18 protein-coding genes and 1 pseudogene are annotated in these 24,765 nt (G+C 41.1%); 13 read left to right on the forward strand and 6 right to left on the reverse strand.

Translation table 11 applies throughout. The features are described from left to right. Positions 1–153, reverse strand: a pseudogene (locus HMPREF9007_RS0125490) (AraC family transcriptional regulator); the annotation flags it as partial. Between the two features lie 900 nt (positions 154–1,053). On the opposite strand from HMPREF9007_RS0125490, the gene HMPREF9007_RS01080 reads away from it, so the two are divergent. The 6 genes from HMPREF9007_RS01080 (at position 1,054) to HMPREF9007_RS01050 (ending at position 8,554) form a co-directional block, all read left to right on the forward strand. Beyond that, the gene (locus HMPREF9007_RS01080) at positions 1,054–1,788 is read left to right on the forward strand and encodes an alpha/beta hydrolase (RefSeq protein ID WP_008763782.1); all 735 of its coding nucleotides are present in this window, start codon (positions 1,054–1,056) and stop codon (positions 1,786–1,788) included. A gap of 345 nt (positions 1,789–2,133) precedes the next feature. After that, entirely contained in the window at positions 2,134–3,270 is a 1,137-nt protein-coding gene (locus HMPREF9007_RS01075) for a site-specific integrase (protein WP_032850808.1), read from the forward strand. A 304-nt stretch (positions 3,271–3,574) separates the two neighbouring features. After that, positions 3,575–4,468 (forward strand): DMT family transporter, encoded by an 894-nt coding sequence (locus HMPREF9007_RS01070; RefSeq protein ID WP_008763784.1) that lies wholly within the window; start codon positions 3,575–3,577, stop codon positions 4,466–4,468. Between the two features lie 2 nt (positions 4,469–4,470). Beyond that, on the forward strand, positions 4,471–5,010 hold the full coding sequence (locus tag HMPREF9007_RS01065) for a YbaK/EbsC family protein (protein WP_008763785.1): 540 nt from the start codon (positions 4,471–4,473) through the stop codon (positions 5,008–5,010). Positions 5,011–5,577: 567 nt separating this feature from the next. Continuing rightward, complete coding sequence (locus HMPREF9007_RS01055; protein WP_008763787.1) at positions 5,578–7,026, forward strand: glycosyl hydrolase family 28 protein; 1,449 nt, start codon at positions 5,578–5,580, stop codon at positions 7,024–7,026. Between the two features lie 154 nt (positions 7,027–7,180). After that, positions 7,181–8,554, forward strand: coding sequence for an MATE family efflux transporter (locus tag HMPREF9007_RS01050; RefSeq protein ID WP_008763788.1), 1,374 nt, complete (start codon positions 7,181–7,183; stop codon positions 8,552–8,554). A gap of 508 nt (positions 8,555–9,062) precedes the next feature. Here the strand turns inward: HMPREF9007_RS01050 and HMPREF9007_RS01045 are convergent. Continuing rightward, on the reverse strand, positions 9,063–9,488 hold the full coding sequence (locus tag HMPREF9007_RS01045; protein WP_008763789.1) for a DUF3788 domain-containing protein: 426 nt from the start codon (positions 9,486–9,488) through the stop codon (positions 9,063–9,065). 602 nt (positions 9,489–10,090) lie between these two features. Between HMPREF9007_RS01045 and HMPREF9007_RS01035 the strand changes: the two genes are divergently transcribed. Both HMPREF9007_RS01035 and HMPREF9007_RS01030 read left to right on the forward strand, forming a co-directional pair. After that, a complete protein-coding gene (locus HMPREF9007_RS01035) occupies positions 10,091–12,046 on the forward strand; it encodes a DUF3857 and transglutaminase domain-containing protein (RefSeq protein ID WP_008763790.1) in 1,956 nt (651 codons plus the stop codon). A 6-nt stretch (positions 12,047–12,052) separates the two neighbouring features. Further along, complete coding sequence (locus HMPREF9007_RS01030; RefSeq protein ID WP_008763792.1) at positions 12,053–13,615, forward strand: DUF3857 domain-containing protein; 1,563 nt, start codon at positions 12,053–12,055, stop codon at positions 13,613–13,615. A gap of 185 nt (positions 13,616–13,800) precedes the next feature. Here HMPREF9007_RS01030 and HMPREF9007_RS01025 read toward each other — a convergent pair whose 3' ends face one another. After that, on the reverse strand, positions 13,801–14,271 hold the full coding sequence (locus HMPREF9007_RS01025) for a DinB family protein (RefSeq protein ID WP_008763793.1): 471 nt from the start codon (positions 14,269–14,271) through the stop codon (positions 13,801–13,803). A 197-nt stretch (positions 14,272–14,468) separates the two neighbouring features. Here HMPREF9007_RS01025 and HMPREF9007_RS01020 point away from each other — a divergent pair, with 197 nt between their 5' ends. Beyond that, complete coding sequence (locus HMPREF9007_RS01020) at positions 14,469–15,089, forward strand: hypothetical protein (RefSeq protein WP_008763794.1); 621 nt, start codon at positions 14,469–14,471, stop codon at positions 15,087–15,089. A gap of 30 nt (positions 15,090–15,119) precedes the next feature. Here HMPREF9007_RS01020 and HMPREF9007_RS01015 read toward each other — a convergent pair whose 3' ends face one another. Next, on the reverse strand, positions 15,120–15,830 hold the full coding sequence (locus HMPREF9007_RS01015) for a LytTR family DNA-binding domain-containing protein (protein WP_008763795.1): 711 nt from the start codon (positions 15,828–15,830) through the stop codon (positions 15,120–15,122). Continuing rightward, the gene (locus tag HMPREF9007_RS01010) at positions 15,827–16,831 is read right to left on the reverse strand and encodes a histidine kinase (protein WP_008763796.1); all 1,005 of its coding nucleotides are present in this window, start codon (positions 16,829–16,831) and stop codon (positions 15,827–15,829) included. Before HMPREF9007_RS01010 ends, HMPREF9007_RS01015 begins: the two co-directional genes overlap by 4 nt. A 233-nt stretch (positions 16,832–17,064) precedes the next feature. On the opposite strand from HMPREF9007_RS01010, the gene HMPREF9007_RS01005 reads away from it, so the two are divergent. The 4 genes from HMPREF9007_RS01005 (at position 17,065) to HMPREF9007_RS00990 (ending at position 23,383) form a co-directional block, all read left to right on the forward strand. After that, positions 17,065–18,168, forward strand: a complete 1,104-nt coding sequence (locus HMPREF9007_RS01005; protein ID WP_008763797.1) for an efflux RND transporter periplasmic adaptor subunit — start codon at positions 17,065–17,067, stop codon at positions 18,166–18,168. Between the two features lie 9 nt (positions 18,169–18,177). Further along, positions 18,178–21,327, forward strand: coding sequence for an efflux RND transporter permease subunit (locus HMPREF9007_RS01000; RefSeq protein WP_008763798.1), 3,150 nt, complete (start codon positions 18,178–18,180; stop codon positions 21,325–21,327). Positions 21,328–21,339: 12 nt separating this feature from the next. Next, entirely contained in the window at positions 21,340–22,707 is a 1,368-nt protein-coding gene (locus HMPREF9007_RS00995) for an efflux transporter outer membrane subunit (RefSeq protein ID WP_016268775.1), read from the forward strand. 451 nt (positions 22,708–23,158) lie between these two features. Then, the gene (locus HMPREF9007_RS00990) at positions 23,159–23,383 is read left to right on the forward strand and encodes a winged helix-turn-helix domain-containing protein (protein ID WP_008763800.1); all 225 of its coding nucleotides are present in this window, start codon (positions 23,159–23,161) and stop codon (positions 23,381–23,383) included. Positions 23,384–23,551: 168 nt separating this feature from the next. Here HMPREF9007_RS00990 and HMPREF9007_RS00985 read toward each other — a convergent pair whose 3' ends face one another. Next, positions 23,552–24,700: an acyltransferase gene (locus HMPREF9007_RS00985; protein WP_008763801.1), complete on the reverse strand. Its 1,149-nt coding sequence runs from the start codon at positions 24,698–24,700 to the stop codon at positions 23,552–23,554. Positions 24,701–24,765: the final 65 nt, after the last annotated feature.

The following is a 24,765-nucleotide window of genomic DNA, read 5'->3' on the forward strand; positions in this document are numbered from 1 at the left end:
AGAATCTCCCGAGTACGCTTTTATTTGTTCGGAACTGCGGGCATAATCCCGGTAACGCGATATGACCGCCGACAAAGCATTGAACTTCACGGCGTGAACGCCTTCTATAAAGGAAGGGCGAAGACTGTTGTAAATGGATAAGTCGGTTTGCATAAGTCATTTCTATAAAACGGAGCCGCATCCCCTTGTTGCCAAAACTCCGCAAGTCGTTACTTATGAACCGCTTGGAACACGGTACGAATCCTAATTACAAATATATCGCATCTGATAATCCGGAACAAATATCAGCAGGTAAAAATGAAAATAAACCTCGTTATTTTTGATTATTACCTGCAATAATATTATATTTGCAAACAAATAAGAGTTGTTTGACAGCATGAGAAATATAGTGTATCAAAGCACTTTACCAATTTCTTATCCGTTGCCCATTCTCATGCGAGTTTCTTTTAATCTATTTGTAGTCAATTAAATACCTTCAGACTACATCAAATATACGAAAAGGAATAGTCAAAGATTCATTAGATGGTTCTTTTTCTTTGTTTGTATTCTTATGGAGATTTCCATATCTTTTCTGTGCTGCTTTGATTTACTCCGTTGCCCGATATTCGTTCGTTCCTGCACCGTTATGAACTAGTTCCGAGTTTACGTAGATTTACTTTTTATGTTTAATGGATGTAAGATTAATGCTGCAATGTTTTATTCGTCTGACAGTTGTTTCTTTTTCGTCTGACAGTTGTTAGACGAAAGAATAACAGTTGTCAGACGAAAGTTCAACAGTTGTCAGACGAATAAGGTTATATAAACCGAGCATTAGATGATTGCATACAGCAAATTAATTTTAAGAGAGACTGGGATTAGTTCGTTACGATGCGTTTCAGTGAGTTGTTATTTACCGTTTGAAATATTTATTTCTCTCTGTGATTACATATTTCCGCTTTATTTCTCTTTTATTATATGTAATTTTGTAACTCTAAATTAAGAATACTCTATATGAAATTAAAAGTTTTGACAACAAATCATTGTGTATACAAAATAAATATCCGGTGAATCACTATGTGCAGAATAATCATCTTATTAATTTCATTGATACTATCAGTGCAATGTTTTTCACAAACGGAGTTTACTACTTGTCTGTTTGACATATCCAGAAACAGAGTGATACCGATAGCGGTTTATCAGCCACAGAAAGTAAATTCAAAAACGAAAGTTATCATATTCAGCCACGGCTATGATGGGAATAAAAACAGTAAGTCGAACCAAACCTATTCCTACCTGACACGTTTTCTTTCACAAAAAGGTTTTTATGTAATTAGTATACAACATGAATTGTCCGATGATCCTCTTTTAGCGATGGAAGGCGATTTCATGCAGACCCGTATGCCGAATTGGGAACGAGGAACCGGCAATATACTTTTTACCATTCAGGAATTTAAAAACTTGAAACCACAATTGAATTGGAGCGAACTCATCTTGATAGGGCATTCTAATGGAGGTGATATGACAATGCTGTTTGCCACTAAATACCCGCAGCTGATCAGTAAGGCTGTATCTATGGACCATCGTAGAATGATCATGCCTAGAACTTTGAAGCCACGTTTGTATACGTTGAGAGGATGTGACTATGAGGCAGATGCGGGAGTGCTACCTACCGTACAGGAGCAGGAGCACTTCAGAATGAAAGTAGTAAAACTGGATGGAGTTACACATAGCAATATGGGTGAGAATGGAACGGCAGAACAGCATGACCTCATCAATCAATATATCTATAAATTTCTGACAGAAAGCTAACTGAAGTATCATTTCTATTTTATCCGGTGGTTTTAAACCGGAAGCCTGTTTTTCTTGTATGCTTGCTTTGTCATTATAAATAATAATGTAATTCAAAAAGCAAGTTTTAGCCAAACGAGGACAACCAACTGATAATGTGCGAGTAAAGTCCTTGATTTGGCTTTCCTTTTAGACGGTAAAAGCCGACCATAGACAAAGGTAAGACAAAGTTCAGTTACTTTTCCATTACCTGCGATAAAACTGCAAGCTGGTTATAAGTCGCTATTTGTCTGCATCTTGCGTTATAGCGTATAACCTCTTGTAACTCAAAGTAAACTAATTTTGTAACGTTTAAAACTTTGAGCAATAAGAAGTACATTTAAAATTCTATTCTATCTCAAGAGGAATAACCCTAAACCGGACGGAACAGGAAGAATCACTATTGACAAAACTATCAGCCAATTCAGTTGTAAAATGACTGTACCGCCCAATCTATGGGATACCAAAGCAGGAAGACTGACGCAAGCCGATGGCTTTACCACAGCAGATAAAGTAAAAAATGTCTATCTGGGTTTAGGTGTAAAGCAAGAAACGTTCTTAACTCTGTTTGCAAAACATAATCAGGAGTTTTCCCGGAAAGAAGGATACAACAGGTCGGAAGGCACTTATTCCAAATACTGTACGGTTTATAAGCATATGGAAAACTATATCCGACAGGAATACAAACGGGATGATATTTTTCTGAAAGAGTTGAACCTTGCTTTTGTTAATGGCTTTGAACACTATCTGCGTACAGAGCGGAACTGTTCCACTAATTCAATATGGATGTATATGATAGGAGTAAAACACATTGTTACCATTGCCCGTAATTCAGGACAATTAGCTATCAACCCTTTTGCAGGCTACCTGATAAGCCCTGAACAGAAAGACAGGGGATTCCTAAGTAAAGAAGAACTCAACTTACTTGTAAATGCCAAGATGAAAAATGCCCAATATGAATTAGTACGGGATTTATTTGTATTTTCCTGCTTCTGCGGACTTAGCTATTCGGATGTAAAGAATCTGACGAAAGACAATCTACAAACCTCATTTGATGGTCATTTATGGATAATTACCCGTAGGCAAAAAACAAATACAGATTCAAGTGTCCGGCTGTTGGAAGTTCCCAAACGAATAATTGAGAAATACAAAGGCTATACAAGAGATAACAGAATATTTCCTGTTCCGAGCAATACTTCCTGTAATAGTATACTAAAAAAGATAGCCAAGCAATGCGGAATCAAAGCCCGTTTAACATATCATGTAGCCCGTCATACTTTCGGAACTTTATTAACTATCTCACAAGGAGTTCCGATTGAAACAGTCAGTCGAATGATGGGGCATACCAATATCAAAACCACCCAGATTTACGCCAAGATAACAAAAGAGAAAATCAGTCAAGATATGGAAATCCTATCCCATAAATTAGAATCTTTGGAAAAGCAGGTAATGGAAAGAATATGATAAATAAGGCAAGCTTAACAGCTTGCCTTTATTCTACAAATGTTTCAAATAATAAAGGATTGATGGCAATACTATCATTATTTTTTTCTAAATTTGTGGCGTTAAAAAAGTAAGTATAAAAATGTATCAACGTTTTTCCTCAAATACACCTCCCCCGGTAGCCTAAAAGGCTGAATAACCGGATTCAATTAGATTTCGTTCCTGCATTTCTGTAGGGACTATTTTCATATACTTATTATTAGTATTCAAGGTTGTTTAGCCTCTAATCAGGTATTCATTTATTAATAAATTAAACAATCTTGAAATGAAGAATATTAAATATATTCTCATGGTTCTTCTTGGAGGAGCCATGTACGGTACGATGTCATCATTTGTTAAACTATCGTACTCATGGGGGTATAATGCCGCTGAAATCTCTTTTGCACAAGCTGCATTGGCAGCAATCTTTCTTGGAACTTATACTTTAGTTACAGGAAAAAGTATTCAAGGGAAAATTACCCGAAAAGATTTATTACCGTTGATATTGACCGGAAGTGCTATCGGAGTGACTAATTATCTTTATTATCAGTCTGTAAGTTATATTTCCGCCTCACTGGCTATAGTAATTCTTATGCAGTTTACATGGTTTAGCCTGTTTTTGGAATGGATTATATTCGCTAAAAAAACGTCCAGAATCGAACTCCTGACAGTTTTCTTTATTCTTATTGGTACAGTTATGGCAGGGAATCTTTTTGATTCAAAAGCATGGTCATTTTCATTAAAGGGAATCTTATTGGCGTTATTCGCTTCCCTGACCTATGCTATTTATATCGTAGCAAATGGGAGGTTTGGGAAATGTGTCCGATGGCAATCAAAAAGTACGTTTATAATGATTGGTTCTGCTCTCACAATTTTTATAGTGAATAGCCAAACAATTATTACAGATAATCATTTCGGTGGAAGCTTTATGCTTTGGGCGTTATTCCTTGCCATAATCGGAACAACTATTCCCACTGCATTGTTTGCTGCCGGTATTCCAAAAATAGGAGTTGGAATAAGTTCTATTCTGATGACGATAGAATTGCCAGTAGCTGTTATTTGTGCAGTTGTAGTTCTGAACGAACATATCAGCCCGGTACAGATAGCTGGCATAGTTGTAATGCTTACAGCAATCTCGACAATGAATTATTACAAATCATTAAAAAACAAAAGTAATTAACCATGTTTTACATAAGTGAAATACAATATACTGCTCCGGCAGAATATAAAACAGAATTGCAAGAAGTGATTTATACAACTTTACAAAAACTCAGAATATGCTTTGAACGCGTTGATACTGATGAGGTTATTTCAATAGAAGACTGTATCCCTATCAATAGAAAACTTGACATGAAAATGGTCAAAACCCTCTTTCTTTGTAATCGACAAAAAACTGATTTTTATCTTTTTATTACTACTGCTGATAAGCCTTTCAGGGCAAAAGAATTAAGTGCTGTAATAAATATACCGCATTTATCATTTGCCCCAGTGGATTTATTTGAAAAGATGCTCGGAACAAAAGTCGGAGCAGCGACTATTTTTAGTGTGATTCTGGATAAAAATAATCATGTACAGGTATTACTTGATAAAGATGTTGTGTCAGAAGAATACTATGGTTGTAGTGACGGGACAACAAGAGGGTACATGAAAATTAAGACAGCAAGTATCGTCAATTATTTTTTGGATTTTGCGAAACACAAACCAACCATAATTGCCATATGATTGCATCTATTCTAAAAAGTATGAGATTGTTCGTTCTATTGAATGAACCCTCACAGGAAATATCTGTAAATGAAATGGAAAACGCTTATTTTGATTTTGTGGAACAAATAAAACTAATTAATGCTTTCAAAGACTATTCATATGCTTTTAGGACATTGAATTTTGTTCGTATTGAGTTATCGAATACGAATCGGGGAAAAAAATGTACTTGAACAGATGTATTTTCAGAAATCATTATCATTTATCAAATCCGAGTTAGAGTTGTTAGAAAAACAAATGATGTATCCTAAATTTTTCATTCAAAAAAAACAGCCGAATGATACTTAGTGGAGATCTAATATATTTTCTTATTTAAACTTATTGACCGGACAGACGAATATCTTGGTTGGATGCGAATAGTGATTGTTATATCTTTATAACGTACTAATTCTTCTTACAAAATAAATTCCATTCTCTATTTTATAAAAGTAAAAATATTCATTCTTCTGTTGGGCGTTTTTTATAGTCAAAACGTATTCAAATTAGAGTGTTTAATAAATTTCAATATCAAATTTAAAATCAAAGAATATGAATTATCCAAAAGCGATACTTCTTTCATTGGCGTTATTAGCTATGCATTCGCTTAACGCAGAGGTAGTCACATACCCTGCTGGGGTCGGGGTGAAAACCTTAAACGATTTTTCTGTGGAAGTGCGTCAGGGTAGCGGACCGTGGTTGCCCGTTGACGTTTATCCTGTTAAAGTTGATAGGGTTGATGAAAAAGGGCATAACGTGGAGGTTGCCTCCATTGCTTATTTCGATTTTGACGGAATGGTAGATGTGCGAGTAATCAGCAACAAAGAGAGAGTCAATAGTGCGAGAGTACGTCCTTTAAGCTATAAGATAACACCGGATTGTGTTGGAGACACAGTGACATTCTCACTTTCGCGTCCTCGCAATCTCTCAGTAGAGGTCAATGGAGATATTTTTCACAATCTTCATCTTTTTGCGAATCCGATTGATAAATTTCGTCCTTCCGATAAAGAAATCCAAAGGGCTCTCAAGAAAAAAAAAGGGTCCAATTTGATTTATTTTGGTCCCGGTGTGCATAATCTTCCTAATGATACTCTATTTGTCCCCTCAGGAACTACTGTTTATATCGATGGGGGAGCTCGTGTTTATGGCAATATATTCACGGAAGGAGCACATGATGTGAATATTTTCGGGAGAGGCGAGGTACACCCTGATGGCAGGGGAGCCGGTGTTTGGGTCAGACGTTCTAAAAATGTCAGGATCGACGGAATTGTGGTTTCGCAACTCCCCATAGGACAATGCGATTCGGTAGAGTTGATGAATGTGAAATCAATCAGCTATTATGGTTGGGGCGACGGAATGGATGTTTTCTCAAGCAGTAACGTGATATTAGATGGGGTTTTCTGTCGTAATAGTGATGACTGTGCCGCAGTTTATGCTTCTACGCAAGGATTTAAAGGGGGAAGCAATAATGTATTGGTGAAAAATGCGACACTTTGGGCTGACGTGGCTCATCCAATCAATATCGGAGGACATGGAGATCCGAACGGCATGGATACAGTGCAGAACGTCACTTTTAGGAATATCGACATTCTTGATCAGGCAGAAAAACAGATTGATTATCAGGGATGTCTGGCTATAAATCCAGGCGATAATACATTGGTGCGTAATATTACGTTCGAGAATATTCGGATTGAAGATTTTCGTAACGGACAGCTTGTGAATTTCAGAATCAGTTTCAATCCGAAGTATTGTGTCTCTACCGGCAGAGGTATTCAGAATGTGCTTGTTAAGGATGTTACTTACAATGGATCGGGTGAAAACTTGTCGATCATTGCAGGGTATGATGAGAATCACAAGATATCTGGTATCTGGTTTGTGAATCTTGTGGTCAATGGGCGAAAGATTACAGACGACATGCCTGGGAAGCCGAAATGGTATAAAACCGGAGATATGGCCGGTATCTTTGTTGGAGAACATGTAGAAAATCTCTCTTTTGAATAGAAACGAAGCAGGCAGAATGTTAGAAATGGCGCCACATGCCAAAAACTGTCATACGGTCAGAAGGAAAGATTATACTTCAATTTTTATCACAATATAGATAAAAATTGAAGTTTTTTATCTATGTTGCAGCCGATTTTAGAAAAAGAAGTTTGGAATGAACAATAAATACGAAGAACGGCTGGGAACAGAACGTATGTTACCGCTTGTTTTCAAGATGGCACTTCCGGCAGTGGCTGCACAATTCGTCAATCTGCTTTATAGCATTGTCGACCGTATATACATCGGGCATATTCCGGGAATTGGCACCGATGCGCTGGCGGGTGTAGGGGTGACTACCTCTCTCATTATACTGATTTCTTCTTTTTCGGCAATTGTCGGCGGCGGTGGTGCTCCGCTGGCTGCCATTGCACTCGGACAGGGCGACCGTGTACGAGCCGGAAAGATATTGGGAAACGGGTTTGTTCTGCTGATATTGTTTACTTTGCTGACTTCTGTCATCGCATATACTTTTATGGAACCTATTCTCCTCTTGACAGGAGCTTCGGAAAACACCTTGGAATATGCGGTTGACTACCTTTCCATTTATCTCTTGGGAACGATATTTGTCGAAATATCCACAGGGTTGAATAGCTTTATCAATGCTCAGGGGCGTCCTGCCATTGCCATGTTTTCAGTTCTGATCGGAGCCTTATTGAACATCATTCTTGATCCTATTTTTATTTTTTGGTTTGACATGGGCGTGAAAGGTGCTGCTTTGGCTACGGTACTTTCCCAAGCATGCAGTGCGGTGTGGGTGGTAAGTTTCCTCTTTTCCCGACGTGCCTCTCTGCCTTTGGAGAAACGATATATGGGACTGGACCGGAAGATTATCCTTTCCATATTAGCTTTAGGAGTATCCCCCTTCATTATGGCAAGTACGGAAAGTCTGGTTGGGTTTGTCCTCAATAGCAGTCTGAAGGAATTTGGAGATATCTACATCAGCGCATTGACGATTTTGCAAAGTTCGATGCAGTTTGCCAGTGTACCGCTGACCGGATTTGCGCAAGGATTCGTTCCGATTATAAGTTATAACTTCGGGCATGGTGACAAGCAGCGTGTGAAAGATTGCTTCCGTATTGTGCTGGTAACCATGTTTTCCTTCAATTTGATATTGATGCTTTTCATGATTCTCTTCCCTTCGACGGTTGCCTCTGCTTTCACCAGTGATGAAAGACTGATAGAAACTGTACGTTGGACAATGCCCGTTTTCTTGGGTGGCATGACCATCTTCGGCTTGCAACGTGCCTGTCAGAATATGTTCGTTGCATTGGGACAGGCCCGAATCTCTATCTTCATTGCTCTGTTGCGTAAAGCTATCCTGTTGATTCCGCTGGCGTTAATTTTGCCGAACTTTATGGGAGTAACCGGAGTGTATGCAGCTGAGGCTATATCTGATGCGACTGCGGCCATCTGTTGCACGTTATTGTTCTTTTGGCAGTTCCCTAAAATTCTGGGAAGGATTAAAGGGAATACTTTGCGTGTGGAGTAATCGTTTCTTTGTAATTTATTTTTTTACTTCACAGATATGCATGGTATTACGGTTGTATTCTGACTGTTATCTCTCTCTTTATCTCATTTCCTGTGCGTAAATGTTGATTTATCCGGATATCTGTACCTGTTAATATATAGAAAAGTGTGTCTGTTTGCCAGGCGATGGTACCGGCTATCCTCTGATATAGGATTTCTCTTTTCATTCTTATTCTGTATCCGGCAAAGATACAAAAAGGATGTTTGTATCTTGGCAGGAGGTAAAAGGTGAATCTAAACCGGATATTTTTCAATTGTGTGAGTAACTGTGGCAGTCGGGCTTTTGGGAAGAAGCAGTTGTAGCCTGCGAATGGGCGTATCGTTCTCGTAGAAATTAATGAGATATTCGATTTTGTTACGAAGCATCGTTCTGCAATGCCTCGTACAGCTTACCGGTCGGTATGCACTGGAGAAAATGCCTAAAGATATGAGAGCGGAAGCTATGAAAAAATAGCTTCCTTTTCCTTCCTTTACTCTGCTTTTCTGTTTGGTTTTCGCTTAATAAGCAGAAGCCGTTCCATATCATTGAATAGTTTTGTGTCTTTTAATTCAAACATGATCCATTTGCCGTCGTGGAAAGTGGTAGCTGCATCATAGATCATCTGTACCTCGTTTGAAAACTGTCCCCGCTGAATTTCAAATTTGGCACGTTCATCTTTTCCTAAGATAACCATAAATCCCAGAGTCTTTTCCTTCGCATATAAAGCACAGAGGGTTTTACCGCCTTTGCGGTATTTGTATTCATACGTCCACGCTTTGCCGCCATGGTTCCAAAGTAGCTCCATTTCGTAGCTCTTCTCGATGCGCTGGCAGAGTGAGTTCCATACATCATAAAGGTCTGTTCCTATCAGATTCTCTATATCTTCGGAAGTCGGTATTTGAAAAGGTTCTTTCATGGTATTTGCTGTTTTATCATATATGCTGCAAAGATAGGATGATCTTTTAGTAAATCGTTGTCCAATATAGGCATCCTGGGTTATGATTATTAGGAGAAGTTCCATTTTCATCTACATTTCAGTCTTTTTTCAATTTTCATTGTACTCTTTCAAATATAGCAATGAGATTCTAGAACTAAGATGTAAAGACATATTCCATACTTCACCTCAATTATAATTTTAAAATTCAATCTATTTGTTGAGAAAAATAAAATATGCTGAAGAACGTTATTGTGTGTTTTGTAAAAGGCAGTATATCAAACAGTTATAAATTTCTATTTTTGGTTTAAAACCAACAGGTCGTTCCTTTAAAACCAACGCCCCATTTCTTTAAAACCAAGAGGGAATTTCTCGGTGAGAAACGGAGGATTGGTTAGAAACTAGATATAAATTCAGGATAAATATTTAAATATTTCAAATAGGTCATTTGTTTTTGTAAGTAAGGTGATGTAGTAATTTGTTGTATTGAGGCAGGAAAAATGATAATTGCTTTAGCACAAAATAAATAGATTCCAAAGATTTTACTTACATTTGTTTCTATAAATAAAATGTAAGTGAAAAACATGAGAAAACAACTATTAGTATCACTCCTTTGCTGCCTTCTTGTTTCGGCTGCGTCATTGGCTCAAAGCTGGAAACCTTATGAACAGGCTGCGAAGGGGAAGACTTACGAAGCATCCGATTGTGTGACACTGTTGGATAGTACATCGGTATCTGTCCAGCCTACAGGACAAGGGTCGTTTGCTGTATGCAAAGTGATAAAGGTACAGACTCCGAGGGGAGCAGGGGATAATCGGGTGATTAAATACGATTATGACCCTTTGACTGCTTATGCCGAATTTAAACGTGTAACCATCCATCGTGCCAATGGAAAAGTAGATGAACTTGATGTCAGGAAAACCTGTGATTATGCTGCTCCTGCGCGTGCTATTTATTGGGGCGCAAGACAAATCATGATTGAAGTGGGCGCCTTGCAGCCGGGTGATATTGTGGATTACGAAATAGCCAAGAAAGGCTTTACCTATGCGTTGCTTGCAGCCGGTAATGAAGATGAATCACGCTTTATTCCGCCTATGCGCGGACAGTTTTATGATATTGTTCCTTTTTGGAGCAGTACTCCTACTGTACGTAAAGTTTATGTAGTAAGCATTCCGATGGAGAAGGAACTTCAGTTTCAGTTCTATCAGGGTGAGTGCGCATCATCCATGCGTTATGAAGACGGTCGCAAGAAATATAGCTTTGCGATGGATGATATGATGCCTTTCGTTAAAGAGCCAAACATGGTAGACCTTTTCGATGCAGCTCCCAAACTGATGATGTCTTCCACTCCCCAGTGGAAAGACAAGTCGTTGTGGTTCAATAAAGTGAATGAAGATTATGGTAGTTTTGATCCATTGCCCGAAGCACAGAAAAAAGTGGATGAACTGATAAAAGGCAAGAAGACCGAAATGGAAAAAATAGCTGTGTTGACTCATTGGGTGGCAGATAACATCCGCTATTCCGGCATCTCGATGGGAAAAGGAGAAGGATTTACACTTCATAATACTAAAATGAATTATACTGATCGTTGCGGAGTCTGCAAAGATATAGCAGGTACACTGATTTCGTTCTTGCGCATGGCTGGTTTCGAAGCCTATCCTGCCATGACGATGGCAGGCAGTCGGGTAGAAAGTATTCCTGCCGACCATTTTAATCATTGTGTGGCAGTGGTGAAACTGAGCAATGGAACATATATGCCTCTTGATCCGACATGGGTTCCTTTCTGCCGCGAGTTATGGAGCAGTGCCGAACAGCAGCAGAACTATCTGCCGGGTGTACCCGAAGGTTCTGATTTGTGTATCACTCCGGTTTCGGCTCCCGAAAACCATTATGTACGTATCAAAGCCGACAACCGCTTGGAAGCAGATGGTACACTACGCGGTACTTTTACCCTTACAGCCGAAGGACAGAGTGACAGCAATATCCGTCGCATCTTTACCACCGGCTTTCAGAGCGAATGGAAAAGCACGATGGAACGTCAGCTGTTGGCCATCTCTCCCAAAGCCAGATTGTTGAGCGTAGACTATGGAAAAAATCCCAAAGACTATCAGGCTGCACCTATTAAAATCACTTTTCGTTATGAAATACCCGATTATGCCTTGAAAGGAGAGGGCGAGATGTTTTTCCGTCCGATGGTGATGAATAACCTTTATAATCAGGTACGATCTTATATGTGGATCGATACTTCGGTAGAAAACCGCAAGTATGGTTTCAAAGATGCTTGTTCCCGTTTGGTCGAACTGGATGAAACGGTTCAGCTTCCGGCAGGATACAAGCTGGTGAGTGCGGTCAAGGATGAAACCATGCAAGGAGTGGGAGCCGATTTTGAAGGTTCGTTGGTACAGAAAGGAAATAAAGTGTTGCTCCACAATCGATTGGCTTTGAAGAAGCGTGTTTATGAGGCTTCTGATTGGGAAAGTTTCCGCAATGCTGTGAATGCCCACAAGGCGTATGGTGAATATTTGGTGATTAAAAAGTAGAGCAGAATGAAAAATACATATTATTATATAGTTACGCTGGCGATGTTGATTCTGGCATTTCCGGTGAAAGCGGCATCCGAAGCTGAATTTGGGAAATTGAGCAAGGCTTATACGTTACACGCTGACGGCAGTCAGGAAATGCGTGTGCAAAAAGAGCTGACTTTGTTTACTCATGCAGCGATGAACCGTGTGTATGGAGAGAGTTTTATCATTTACAATCCGGAGTTTCAGACACTGAAGATACACGATTCTTATACTCGTCAGAAAGACGGTACTATTGTGAAGACTCCCGAAAATGCCTTCGTTGAGGTGCTTCCTTCCGTAGCGGCAGATGCTCCGGCTTATAATGGTCTGAAAGAGATGGTAGTCGTTCATACGGGACTGGAATTGGGAGCTACCATTTATCTGGACTACTCCGTCGTTACCCGTCCGGGATATCTGCCCGAACTGGATGTGTGCGAGCAGGTGGAAGAGCTTTCCCCAATCAGGGAATATGTGTTTTCGCTGTCAGTGCCCGAAAGCAAACCTCTGCATTATGAATGGTTGAATGGAAAAGCTGCTCCGGTGGTGAAAACTGCGGATGGCATGAAAACAGTGACCTGGACACTGAAAAATGTGCAACCGCGTCCTTATTCACTTGAAGTTTCTTTGCCGGCAGGTAATGTACAGGCTGTTGTGGCGTCCACTTATGCTTCAAAGGCTGATGCACTGAAAGTGATAAAACAACAACTGGAAAGTAATGGAAAGGATGTTTCCGAATTAGCACAGAAGCTGACTGCCAGTGCACAAACCACAGAACAAAAGAAGGAGTTACTCACTGCTTATGTAGAAGGATTAGGAAATTGCCGTCTGACCTTGTCGCAAACCGGATACCGTTTGCGTCCGGTCTCCGAAGTGATCCGTTCGGCATACGGAACTGAAGCGGAGAAGGCTGCTTTGCTGGTTGCCTTGCAACAGGCGGTAGGCATCCGTGCGGAGATAAAAGCGGCTTTTCCTAAAACAGAAGATAAAGATGCGGCCGGACTTGCCGCTGTCAGCGGATTGTTTGTGACCAATAAGGGGATTGCTGATATACAGAATTTTGTTTCTGTAGTTGATCTGAATGCTCAGCCGATAATTTTAGAGCAGGTTTCTCATGTTGTTTCACGAACTGATACCTTGCGGGTGAGCGATAAAACCGGAAAGGCATTGGCTGATGGTTATCGGAAATTCGACTTACCGCAGGCTCGCGGTGGATGGGCAAGTTATGATGGACGTGTGACAGCTCTGAATACAACTCGTCCTGTTAACCTGCTTTTGCGGTATTTGCCTGATGAGGCTTATACCTATATCATAAAGATTGATGAAGGAATGAAACCAGTGGTTGTGCCGACTAACAAAAAGATTGAAAATGCTGTCGGCATCATGGAAGTTACAGTGAAAAAGGCGGAGGATAAGATAGAGATAATCCGTACCTTGAAACTGAAAAAACAATTGATAACTCCGGATGAATATCCGGCATATTATCGCTTGATGGCGGAATGGATGGATACCAATGGCAATAGCCTGTTGTTTCAGACTGCGAAGTAAATCTGACAAGCATATTGTTCATTTTGAAATAGTGGTAACATACAATATGTTGACTTTTATGGCTAATTATGTCGGAAAGGCCGGAGATTTAAGATACAATGATCCAATCTGCTGAAAGGACAGAGATAAGAAAATATAAATCTTCTTATCTCTGTCCTTTACTATATCATATAGCAAACAGGCTGCTAAATCAGTTCGTGAATTTCTTGAATATGGAGATTCAGATGATCTAAATATCCTTCTATCATTTCTTTTAAAGTGATTTTTGTCCCTTCGAAGTCACACCAGTAACTATCAAGCTTTGTTTGATCTACCGACTTTATTACCTGAATGATATGTAGATTAAAGAATTTCCATAACTGAATCAGATTATTCCAGTCCGTATGCTGATAATCCTGCAAGGCTATCCACAGATCATTATCCTGCCGATAATCAGGAAAGAAAAGCAGGTCCTTACTGTATTGCAACCTGATCATCCGTTGATGATTGTTTGAGGCGGAATCAATCAAATGGCCGAGAATTTGTTTGATAGTACGATTCTGCCTGTTACGTTTTTGTGTGATTGTCTCTTCCGGCAGGCTGGTTAATACTATTTCTTCTGTCTCTATAACATTATAAATCCCTTCTGTTATTGGGGAAAAATCAAACTCTGGCATAATTCCTCTCTTTCTGTTTTAAAGTTTCTTTTGCACAACTGAGCAATAATGCAAATATAGACAAATGAATGAAATATATGTGGAATTACATTTTATAAAAGCAAACTTGTTTGTTATTCTGATTGTTAGGAGAACATCTTTTCCATATAACCTTTATATTTGCATGATATTAGAACCAACAATTATATAAAAAAGATATGAGAACAGTATTGGCAGCATTAGGAGTTTTGTGTTTCATGGGAAGTTGCTCGTCAGGTATGACAAGTTCAAAAGGCATTGTTTGTGATGCGACCATGAATACAGTGGCGATTGTTACAGACAAGAATGATACTCTTTCATTCAGTACGATGAATGCGAATAAAGAAGAAGTCGATGGCTTGCTTCTGAGTGATACTCTGGAAGTATTCTATGCCGGTAAATATACACCGGGGATGCAAGCTTCAAAATTAGTCCAGTATCCGCAATCTCCCAAACTTGGAGGTGATCGGGATGAACACGGTTGTATCGGCTCTGCCGGATATGTGTGGTGTGAAGTGCAGCAAGACTGCATCCGGTTGTTTGAAAAAGGTATCCGGACGGAAGCTGTTGATGGAAGCACTGCTTCTGCTTTCATTGTGTTCAGCCCCGATTCCACACGTCTGGAACTTTTCTTCTCTGATGATCAACCGAATGAGATTTTGGAGAGACGTGGCTTACCTTCAGGAGGCTATGCATGGAATGTGGAAGATGATGATACGAAAAATGTACGTTTCGTAGATGGTGTATGGACAATCAGCCAGAGAAATAAGCTGATTTATAGCCAGAAAGCCGGAAACTGACCGCAAACGACCGATTGCCCGGCAGGTGGTTTATGTTGTAATACTTCTGATAGTCAATTTGGAATAGACATTTTCAGCGTACTGTCTGCCTATGGGGATCGTTGCCGAACATCCTTTCAATGTTATTTCCCGTTTCGAGAATCGTTCTATTTTATTGATAGATATAATGTAAGAGCGATGTGTACGCAAAAAACGATCTTTAGGAAGCATTTTCTGTATAGCTTTCAAACTGGTACGGGATAGTATATAGTTACCGCTTGTACGGAATATTTTTGTATAATTCTCCATCGCTTCGATATAAAGGATATCGGATGTGGCAACGGATATGTTATTGTATTCTTGCTTTATAATGATATTTTCCGGTACTTTGTTGTGCTTTGCTTCTATAAGGCGAAGTGCTTTTTCTACTGCTTTCTCAAATCGTTCATAGGCAAAGGGTTTATGCAGAAAATCTACTGCATCAAGTTCAAAACCATTCAGAGCATATTGTGCATGAGCTGTTGTGAAAATCAGGCAACTTTCGGGAGGCAGCGCATGAGCGATGTCCAACCCGCTGGTGCTATTCATTTCAATATCCAGAAAAACCAGGTCCGGTTTGCACCGGCCAATCTCTTGCAGTCCGATAAGCGGTTCGCTGAAAGTTGTCAGTTCCAGTCCGCCTTTTCGTTCGCAGAACTGTCTGATAATGAGCAATGCGATGGGTTCGTCGTCAATAGCGATACAACTAATCTTTTTCATCATAACTGAATACTGAGCCGGATTTTAAACTGGCGGTTTTCTTCTTTCATAATTAGGGTAAAACGGTTGGGATAGAGTAATTCCAAACGTTTGCGACAGTTTTCTATGCCGATGGCATGAGGGTTAGCATGATTTTCTTTCATAACCGTATTTTCGGTTTCAAAGAGAAGTTCTCCCTTTTTCACTGTGATACGAATAAGAATCAGGCAGTCTACATCCGATGAAACCCCGTATTTGAAAGTATTCTCAACGAAAGTAATGAGAATCATCGGAGGAATCTTCGCGTGTTCGTCATCTATTTGGGTTTCAAATACCACTTGTGTATGCTTGTTTAATCGCAGTGACTGCAAATCGACGTATTGACGGATATATTCTACTTCATTATTTATGGAAATTGTTTCCATAGTGGTCTGAGCATACATATATTTCAGAATATTGGAAAACTTGATGAAAGCCGATTCCGTTTTATCTGATTTGGTTAGTACCAGCCCGTAAAGAGCATTCAGTGTGTTAAAGAGAAAATGCGGGTTGATCTGTGCCTTGTAGAGTGCAAGTTCTGCCCTGTTTTTCTCCGCTTCAATTTCCTGTTTGGACAGTATCTGACGGAAAAGTTCGAAAATCAGTTCGATAGAAAGGCTGAAGCCTGTAACTACAAGAAAGAAAAACCATACGGTTTGCGACCGCAGGTGTTGCCGGGCTTTATGGATTAAAGGGTCTAGCTTATTTGGTTCCGGTGGGTAAGGGAATTGGGTAAGTAGCAGGGTGATAATGACAAGTATTCCCATTAGTAGAAGGATATGTCCGAATTTCCGTTGCATGAAGAGCCTTGGCAGTCTGGCTTTGCGGTAAACGAAGTATAGGCCGTAAAGATAGACAATGAGTGTCAGCATGAAAACAGTGTGATGTACAATCCATCTGTCTACCGGTACCAGCATGATGATAGGCGGCATTATGACCAGGCAGAACAGCAGGTCAATATAAATAGGGATATTGGTTCGTTTCATATTCTCCTTACTATGGATTTAACTCCCGGAAGTATATTTTGTCACTTCTTTGCAAAGATAGAAGATTGTTTTGAAAACCCAATCATTCTTCTTTTGTCGTTCGTCATCACATTTTTGCTGTTCGTCACTACATCTTTATTTTATTGTTTGATAATTCCTAGATTTGGTCAATCGCATTGATTACTGAATGAACTGCTTATGAATCATTAACAATCATTTTAAATAAAGTCACAATGAAACAACTAATCATTTTTGTCGTGCTTTGCTTGCCGCTGCTATACTCCTGCGGAGTTCCGCAACAGCAGGAAACAGACACTGCGTACAAGACGCTTACCATCAAATCCGGCGATCAGATCCTGAAAACCGGTTATACAGCTACTCTTCGAGGACGGCAGAATGTTGAAATCCGTCCACAGGTAAGTGGAATTATCACCGAAATATGTATTAATGAAGGTGATGCTGTCCATAAGGGACAGACACTTTTCATTATTGACCAGATCCCCTATAAAGCTGCATTACAAACTGCGATTGCCAATGTTAAGAGTGCAGAGGCTAAACTTGCTACGGCTAAGTTGACCGCAGATAGTAAAGCCGAACTTTACAAAGAACAGGTAGTATCTGAGTTTGACCTGCAAACAGCCCGGAACGAACAGATTGCTGCTGAAGCTGCATTGGCACAGGCGAAAGCACAGGAGGTCAATGCACGCAATGATCTCTCTTATACTGAAGTGAAAAGTCCGGTGGACGGGGTAGCCAGTATGATTCCTTATCGTGTAGGGGCGTTGGTGAACAGTAGTATCACCGAACCGTTGGTTACTGTTTCGGATGACAGCGAGGTATATGCTTATTTTTCGATGACAGAAAACCAGATTCTTGATTTTGTACAGCAGTATGGTTCACTGAAAAAGGCGATAGAACATCTGGATAAGGTAGAATTGACAATGAGTAACGGAAAGACTTATTCCTCTTTAGGAAAAGTGGATGCTATCAGTGGTACGATAGATGAGGGGACAGGAGCGATCAGCCTGCGTGCCGTTTTCTCTAATCCTGATCAGTTTTTGCGTAATGGTGGAAGTGGTACGGTAGTTGTCCCGACGGTAAAGAAGCAGTGCATCATCATTCCCCAGGCAGCTACTTATGAATTACAGAATCGTATATTTGTTTACAAGGTGGTCGACAGTAAAGCACAGTCTGCTCCTGTAGAGGTCTTCCGGTTGAATAACGGCACGGAGTATGTTGTTGAGGACGGACTTGCACCAGGCGACGTAATCATAGCCGAGGGTGCCGGACTAGTACGTGAGGGAACAGTAATCAAGAGTGAGCCGACTAAAGAATAACATGACGATATGAAAATCAGAACATTTATAGACCGACCTATTCTGGCAGGAGTTATTTCGGTTGTTTTCTTAATTATCGGATTGATAGGACTTTCACAGTTACCTGTTGAGCAATTCCCGGAAATCGCGCCTCCTACCGTCAGTGTTTCGGCCAACTATACCGGGGCCAATGCGGAGACAGTGCAGAAAAGTGTAGTCGTACCGTTGGAGGAAGCACTCAATGGAGTGGAGAATATGATGTACATGACTTCCACAGCTTCCAATACAGGGGCGGCAAAAATTACAGTTTATTTCCGGCAAGGAACCGACCCCGATATGGCAACAGTCAATGTGCAGAATCGTATTGCTACAGCCCAGGGCTTATTGCCGGCCGAAGTGACCCGAAGCGGTATCACTGTCCGCAAACGTCAGACGAGTAACATTAAGGCATTGGCACTATATAGTCCCGACAGTTCTTTTGACGAAAGTTTTCTGAATAATTACCTGAAGATTAACATAGAGCCCCGTCTTTCACGTATTGCCGGTGTGGGTGAAGTGAATGTGATGGGGGCTGACTACTCGCTGCGTATCTGGCTCGATCCCGGAAAAATGGCCAAATATGGTTTGGTGCCATCTGATGTGACTAAGATTTTGGATGAACAGAATCTGGAAGCTCCTACAGGGACACTCGGAGCAGAGTCAAAGAATACTTTTCAGTATGTACTGAAATATCGTGGTCGTTATGAAGAAGAGAAAGATTACGGGAATCTGGTCATCCGTTCTTTGGGAGGAGGAGAAGTACTCCGTCTGAAAGATGTGGCCCGTATTGAATTGGGTTCCAGTTCTTATACATATATCGGAGAAGTGAACGGGCATCCCGGTTCCAACTGTATGATTGCACAGACTTCCGGCTCGAATGCCAACGAGATCATTGAAGAAATAGACAAGGTAACGGCAGATATATCAAAGAGCTTGCCTGAAGGAATGGAACTGGTGGATCTGATGAGTTCGAAAGAATTCCTGGATGCATCTATTAAGAATGTTGTCAAAACATTGATTGAAGCTATATTGCTGGTAGTACTTGTGGTATATGTATTTTTGCAGAGTCTGCGGTCTACCTTTATCCCGGCTATTTCTATTATTATTTCTCTGGTCGGAACATTTGCTTTTCTTTATGTCGCGGGTTTCAGTCTCAATATGCTGACTCTGTTTGCATTGGTACTGGTCATCGGGACAGTGGTAGATGATGCCATAGTCGTGGTCGAAGCGGTGCAGGCCAAGTTTGATGAAGGATACAAATCGGCTTATCAGGCAACTATTGATGCAATGGGTGGCATTACTTCGGCACTGGTTACAACTACCTTTGTTTTTAAGGCAGTATTTATTCCTGTATGCTTTATGGGAGGAACTACCGGAACTTTCTATACTCAGTTCGGATTGACCATGGCAGTTGCCGTTGCAATTTCGCTGGTCAATGCCCTGACCCTGAGCCCTGCTCTCTGCGCATTGATTATGACTCCCCATATGGAGGCTGTTAAAGGAGAAAAACTCAGTTTTTCTTCCCGCTTCCACATGGCGTTTGATAGTGCGTTCCATCGACTGGTACTGAAATATAAGAGTGGTGTGTTTTTTATGTTGAAACGTAAATGGCTGGCTGGCGCATTATTATTGGTGGCCTGTGCCGGACTATTCATTCTTATGAAAACCACAAAGACCGGACTTGTACCTCAGGAGGATATGGGGACTATCTTTATAGATGTGCGGACATCACCCGGAAATAGTCTGGAAGAAACCAGAATCGTCATGGACGACATAGATAAGCGGATCAATGATATCCCGCAAATCAGAATGTTTTCGAAAGTGACGGGCAATGGTATGATTAGTGGCCAGGGGGCTTCTAACGGTATGTTTATTATCCGATTGAAACCGTGGGATGAACGCAAGGAAAGAGAAGATGGGATCAATGCGGTTATTAATGAGATATACCGTCGTACAGACGATATTTCTTCTGCGCAAGTGATGGCTTTTGCATCACCGATGATCCCCGGATATGGTGTGAGCAGTGGTTTCGAAATTTATGTGCAGGACCAGAAAGGCGGTTCGGTGGAAGATTTGCTGAAATATACCCGTCAGATGATTGAGGCGCTGAATGCGCGACCGGAAATCGGACGTGCTTCCACTTCGTTTGACACTAAATACCCGCAATATCTGGTGGAAGTGGATGCGGCTCTTTGTAAACGGAATGGGGTGTCTCCCTCGGATGTGTTGAGCACCTTGTCGGGTTATATCGGTGGTAATTATGCATCGAATATGAATCGCTTCTCCAAACTTTATCGTGTGATGGTGCAGGCTTCGCCGGAATTTCGTCTGGATACGGAAGCGCTGAATAATATGTTTGTCCGCAACTCCGACGGAAAAATGTCACCTGTCAGCCAGTATCTGACACTAACACGGGTATATGGCGCCGAATCATTGACACGTTTCAATCTTTTCTCCGCTATATCCGTCAATGGTGCTCCGGCAGAAGGTTATAGTTCAGGACAGGCTATTGAGGTGGTACGCGAAGTGGCAGAACAGACATTGCCTGCAGGTTATGGTTTTGAATTCGGAGGTATGTCGCGCGAAGAATCTTCTACGGGAAATACCACTACGCTGGTTTTTATTATCTGCGTAGTGTTTATCTACCTCATTCTGTGTGCACTTTATGAAAGTCTGTTTATCCCGATTGCGGTGATTCTTTCCGTACCATTCGGTCTGGCAGGTAGTTTCCTTTTTGCTAAGATGTTCGGTCTGGAGAACAATATTTATTTGCAGACAGGTCTGATCATGTTGATTGGTCTGTTATCGAAGACAGCTATCTTGCTCACGGAATACGCTTCCGAACGCCGACGACAGGGAATGAGCATAATGCAGGCAGCTATATCGGCTGCACAGGTTCGCCTGCGTCCTATCCTGATGACATCGCTTACGATGATATTCGGTATGCTACCGATGATGTTCGCATCGGGGGTAGGAGCTAACGGAAATATATCTATCGGAGTAGGAACTGTGGGTGGAATGCTGATTGGTACGGTCGCCCTGTTATTTATTGTACCTGTGCTGTTTATTGTTTTCCAGTACTTGCAGGAAAAGCTGATGCCGGCACGTAAGCTGCCAAAACTGGAAGAGGAAAATCTTTAATTAATGAAACGTATGAAAAAGATAATAATATGTTTATTCCTGTCCGTTGGATTGAGTGGATGTCATATATACCGGGCTTATGAACGTCCGGATGAAGTGGTTGCCGATAGTCTTTATCGTCAGTCTGTTGCTGCCGAGGACACCGTTTCGCTTGCTTCCCTTTCATGGAAGGAGTTGTTTACCGACCCGCAGTTGCAGCAGCTTATTGACATTGGTATCCGGAATAATACCGACTTGAATATCGCCCGCTTGAGAGTGGAAGAAGCAGAAGCATTACTACTTTCTTCTAAGTTGGCTTATCTGCCCTCTGTCTCCCTTACTCCACAAGGGACAATGAGCAGTGCGGGTGGTACAAAAACTTCCAAAACCTATAATTTGGCAGCTTCGGCTGACTGGGAACTGGATATTTTTGGAAAACTGACCAATGCAAAACGGGGTGCTAAAGCTGTTCTTGAACAGAGTGAAGCCTATCGGCAGGCTGTACAGACACAGTTGGTAGCTACTATTGCCAATAGTTACTATACATTACTGATGCTCGATAAACAGTTGGATATTACCCATCGCACTGCCGAAACATGGGACGAAAACTTGCGAGCAATGAAGGCCTTGAAAAAAGCCGGACAAACGACTGAGATGGCTGTCGCCCAAACGGAAGCAACCAAACTCTCGACAGATGCTTCCGTACTTTCTATTGAACAGCAGATCAGTGAGCTGGAAAACTCTCTTTCCGCATTGCTCGGTATGACATCACAAACAGTCAAACGTTCCACTCTCGATAGCCAGGAGTTTCCCGAATCTCTTTCAACCGGAGTACCGTTGCAGTTGCTGCAACGCCGTCCTGATATTCGTCAGAAGGAAGCAGAACTGGCTGCCGCGTTTTATGCAACCAATCAGGCGCGTTCCGCTTTCTATCCATCCATTACGTTGAGTGGCTCTGCAGGATGGACGAACTCTGCAGGTGGTGTTATTGTTAATCCCGGTCAGTGGTTGCTTTCAGCTGTAGGTTCGCTGGTTCAACCGCTTTTCAATCGTGGACAGAATATCGCTAATTTGAAAATAACGAAAGCCCGACAGGAAGAAGCTCTGCTTACCTTCCGCCAGAGTCTGCTTGATGCCGGAGCGGAGGTGAATGATGCTTTGGTGCAGTGGCAGACGGCGCGGGGGCGTCTTAGACTTTCCAAGCAACAAGTTGCCTCCCTTCAGTCTGCTGTCCGTAGTTCCGAACTGTTGATGCGGCATAGCTCGCAAAACTATCTCGAAGTGCTTACTGCGCGGCAGACTCTTTTGCAGGCAGAATTGTCTGTTGCTTCCAATCGTTTTGACGAGATACAAGGAGTCATTAACCTTTACCATGCATTGGGAGGAGGTGCTTCTTTATAGGTCTAATGCTAAAAAATGTGATAATTTAGTAGACGTGGAGCAAAAAAAAGAGGAAGAATGTAATTTTTAATACCCAAAAATACTATATTTGTATAGCCGTTGAAAGGTGCGTTCATTGAGACTAAATATCGAAAAGCGTTCAGCTTTTTTACGTAGTAACGAAACTACCAATTTCTTTTACCCTTTGGGTGAATATTACAACACGTAAAAATGACTGAACGCCTACGCTTGTTATACATATACTTTGCGTGGGCGTTCTTCTCATTTGTGTTGTAGGGATTGGTAGTTCCTGTTGCTACATTTGGGAAGAAAAGGCTCACGTTTTTTTATATCTATTCTTGACATAACATTCAAAACATATGAAAAGATCTTCATTTTGGGTTTTATCGTAAAAGTGCGTTGCTTTTTTAACGAGTTAGTTTTCCTTTTTATTAATTAAAAAAAGACTACTATGGATAAGAAAATCGTAGGTGCCAACGCAGGCAAAGTATGGCACGCCCTTAATGAGGCTGATGGAATTTCGATTCCCGAACTTGCCCGGAAAGTAAACCTGAGTGTGGAAAGTACGGCTCTGGCAGTCGGTTGGCTGGCTCGTGAAAACAAGGTAGTGATTGAACGAAAGAATGGATTAATTGAAATTTATAATGAAGGTCATTTTGACTTTTCTTTCGGATAAGTATAATGAATATAATGCTGGTTAGGTTATATAATGAAAGAAGCTCTCGATAAAAAACTGAATTCAGTGATATTGAAAGCTTCTTTTTATTATATACCTTGTGTAAAAATGTCTTGTTGAAGAGTAACTGTAATGGAGTGTTCACCCTTCCCTGTTATGATAATTACCTTATTTCTTTGTCAGAAACTTCTTGCTCAACCACTTTCTTACAGGCTCGTCATACAGTTTCAGGCAAAGGTAAGCCAACACAATGCTTCCGAAGAAGACACATAAGGCTACCGGCCATGACTGGGAGAAAGTGATATGTGGCTCTTTGCTCCATAACCAGGCATAGAACAGATACATGAAAGGATAATGTATGATATATACCGGATAAGATATATCTCCCAGGAATTTACAGATTTTGGCTGTACCTTTATCCGTCGTTTTTCCCGAAGCACCCAGATAGACAAGTAGCGGGAAAATAAGAATGGTGCATATAGCATCGTAAATACCGTTCATCCACTGCGAAGTATGACCGCCAACGTACGGCATGGAAAGTAAAACGAGAGTTGCTACGCTGCATATCCAGAAAGCACCTTTGATATGGACAGGTTTAAAGATGCGTGACATCAATAATCCGATAGAGAATGCGAACAGCATACGTAGAAAACCTCCGATCAGGTTATAGTCGATCATCGACCAGCCTACTCCCAGATGATAGTTGCCGGAAAGATTGAATATCGAGAAGGAAGCCAATCCGATTCCTGCTATCACAACGAGTATCGTAAGTGCTTTGGTAGACAGTCGGCGAATAAATAGGGCATACAAAATATTACCGATATACTCGAAGAACAAAGACCAGCTGGGACCATTCAAAGGGTACATCTCGCCGTTTCCACGGACTTCGGGACCCGTGCCCGGAACAGCCGGAATCAGGAAAAGATTGAGAAGCATAGCCACCATTACCATCGATATGGAAACACGGGTACCGTCCCATTGCTCGCAGCCTTGTATGCAAAATGTAATAGCACCCAAAACGGCTCCCATAACAACCATCGGATGCAGACGGATTAACCTGCGTTTGAAAAACTCTTTTTGGGTCATCGTTGTTTTCCAGCGGTCATCATAAGCATAGCCGATAACGAAGCCCGAGAGAATAAAGAAGAAATCGACAGCCAGATACCCATGATTGAATTTTTGGTCTATGGGACTTGTAGCAAAACCTTCGAATACATGATACCATATCACCAAAAGAGCCGCAACCCCTCGCAGTCCGTCAAGGAGTACGTAATGGGGTTTAGAGTCTGCAAATGCAGAGGAAGAGATTTTTTGCATGTTTTAAATTATTGTTCAAATTAGTATTAGTCATTGAAGAAGCCGCAAAAATACGGAATTTATAA

This window comes from Bacteroides sp. 1_1_14, from assembly GCF_000162515.1.
Classification (GTDB): Bacteria; Bacteroidota; Bacteroidia; order Bacteroidales; family Bacteroidaceae; genus Bacteroides; species Bacteroides thetaiotaomicron.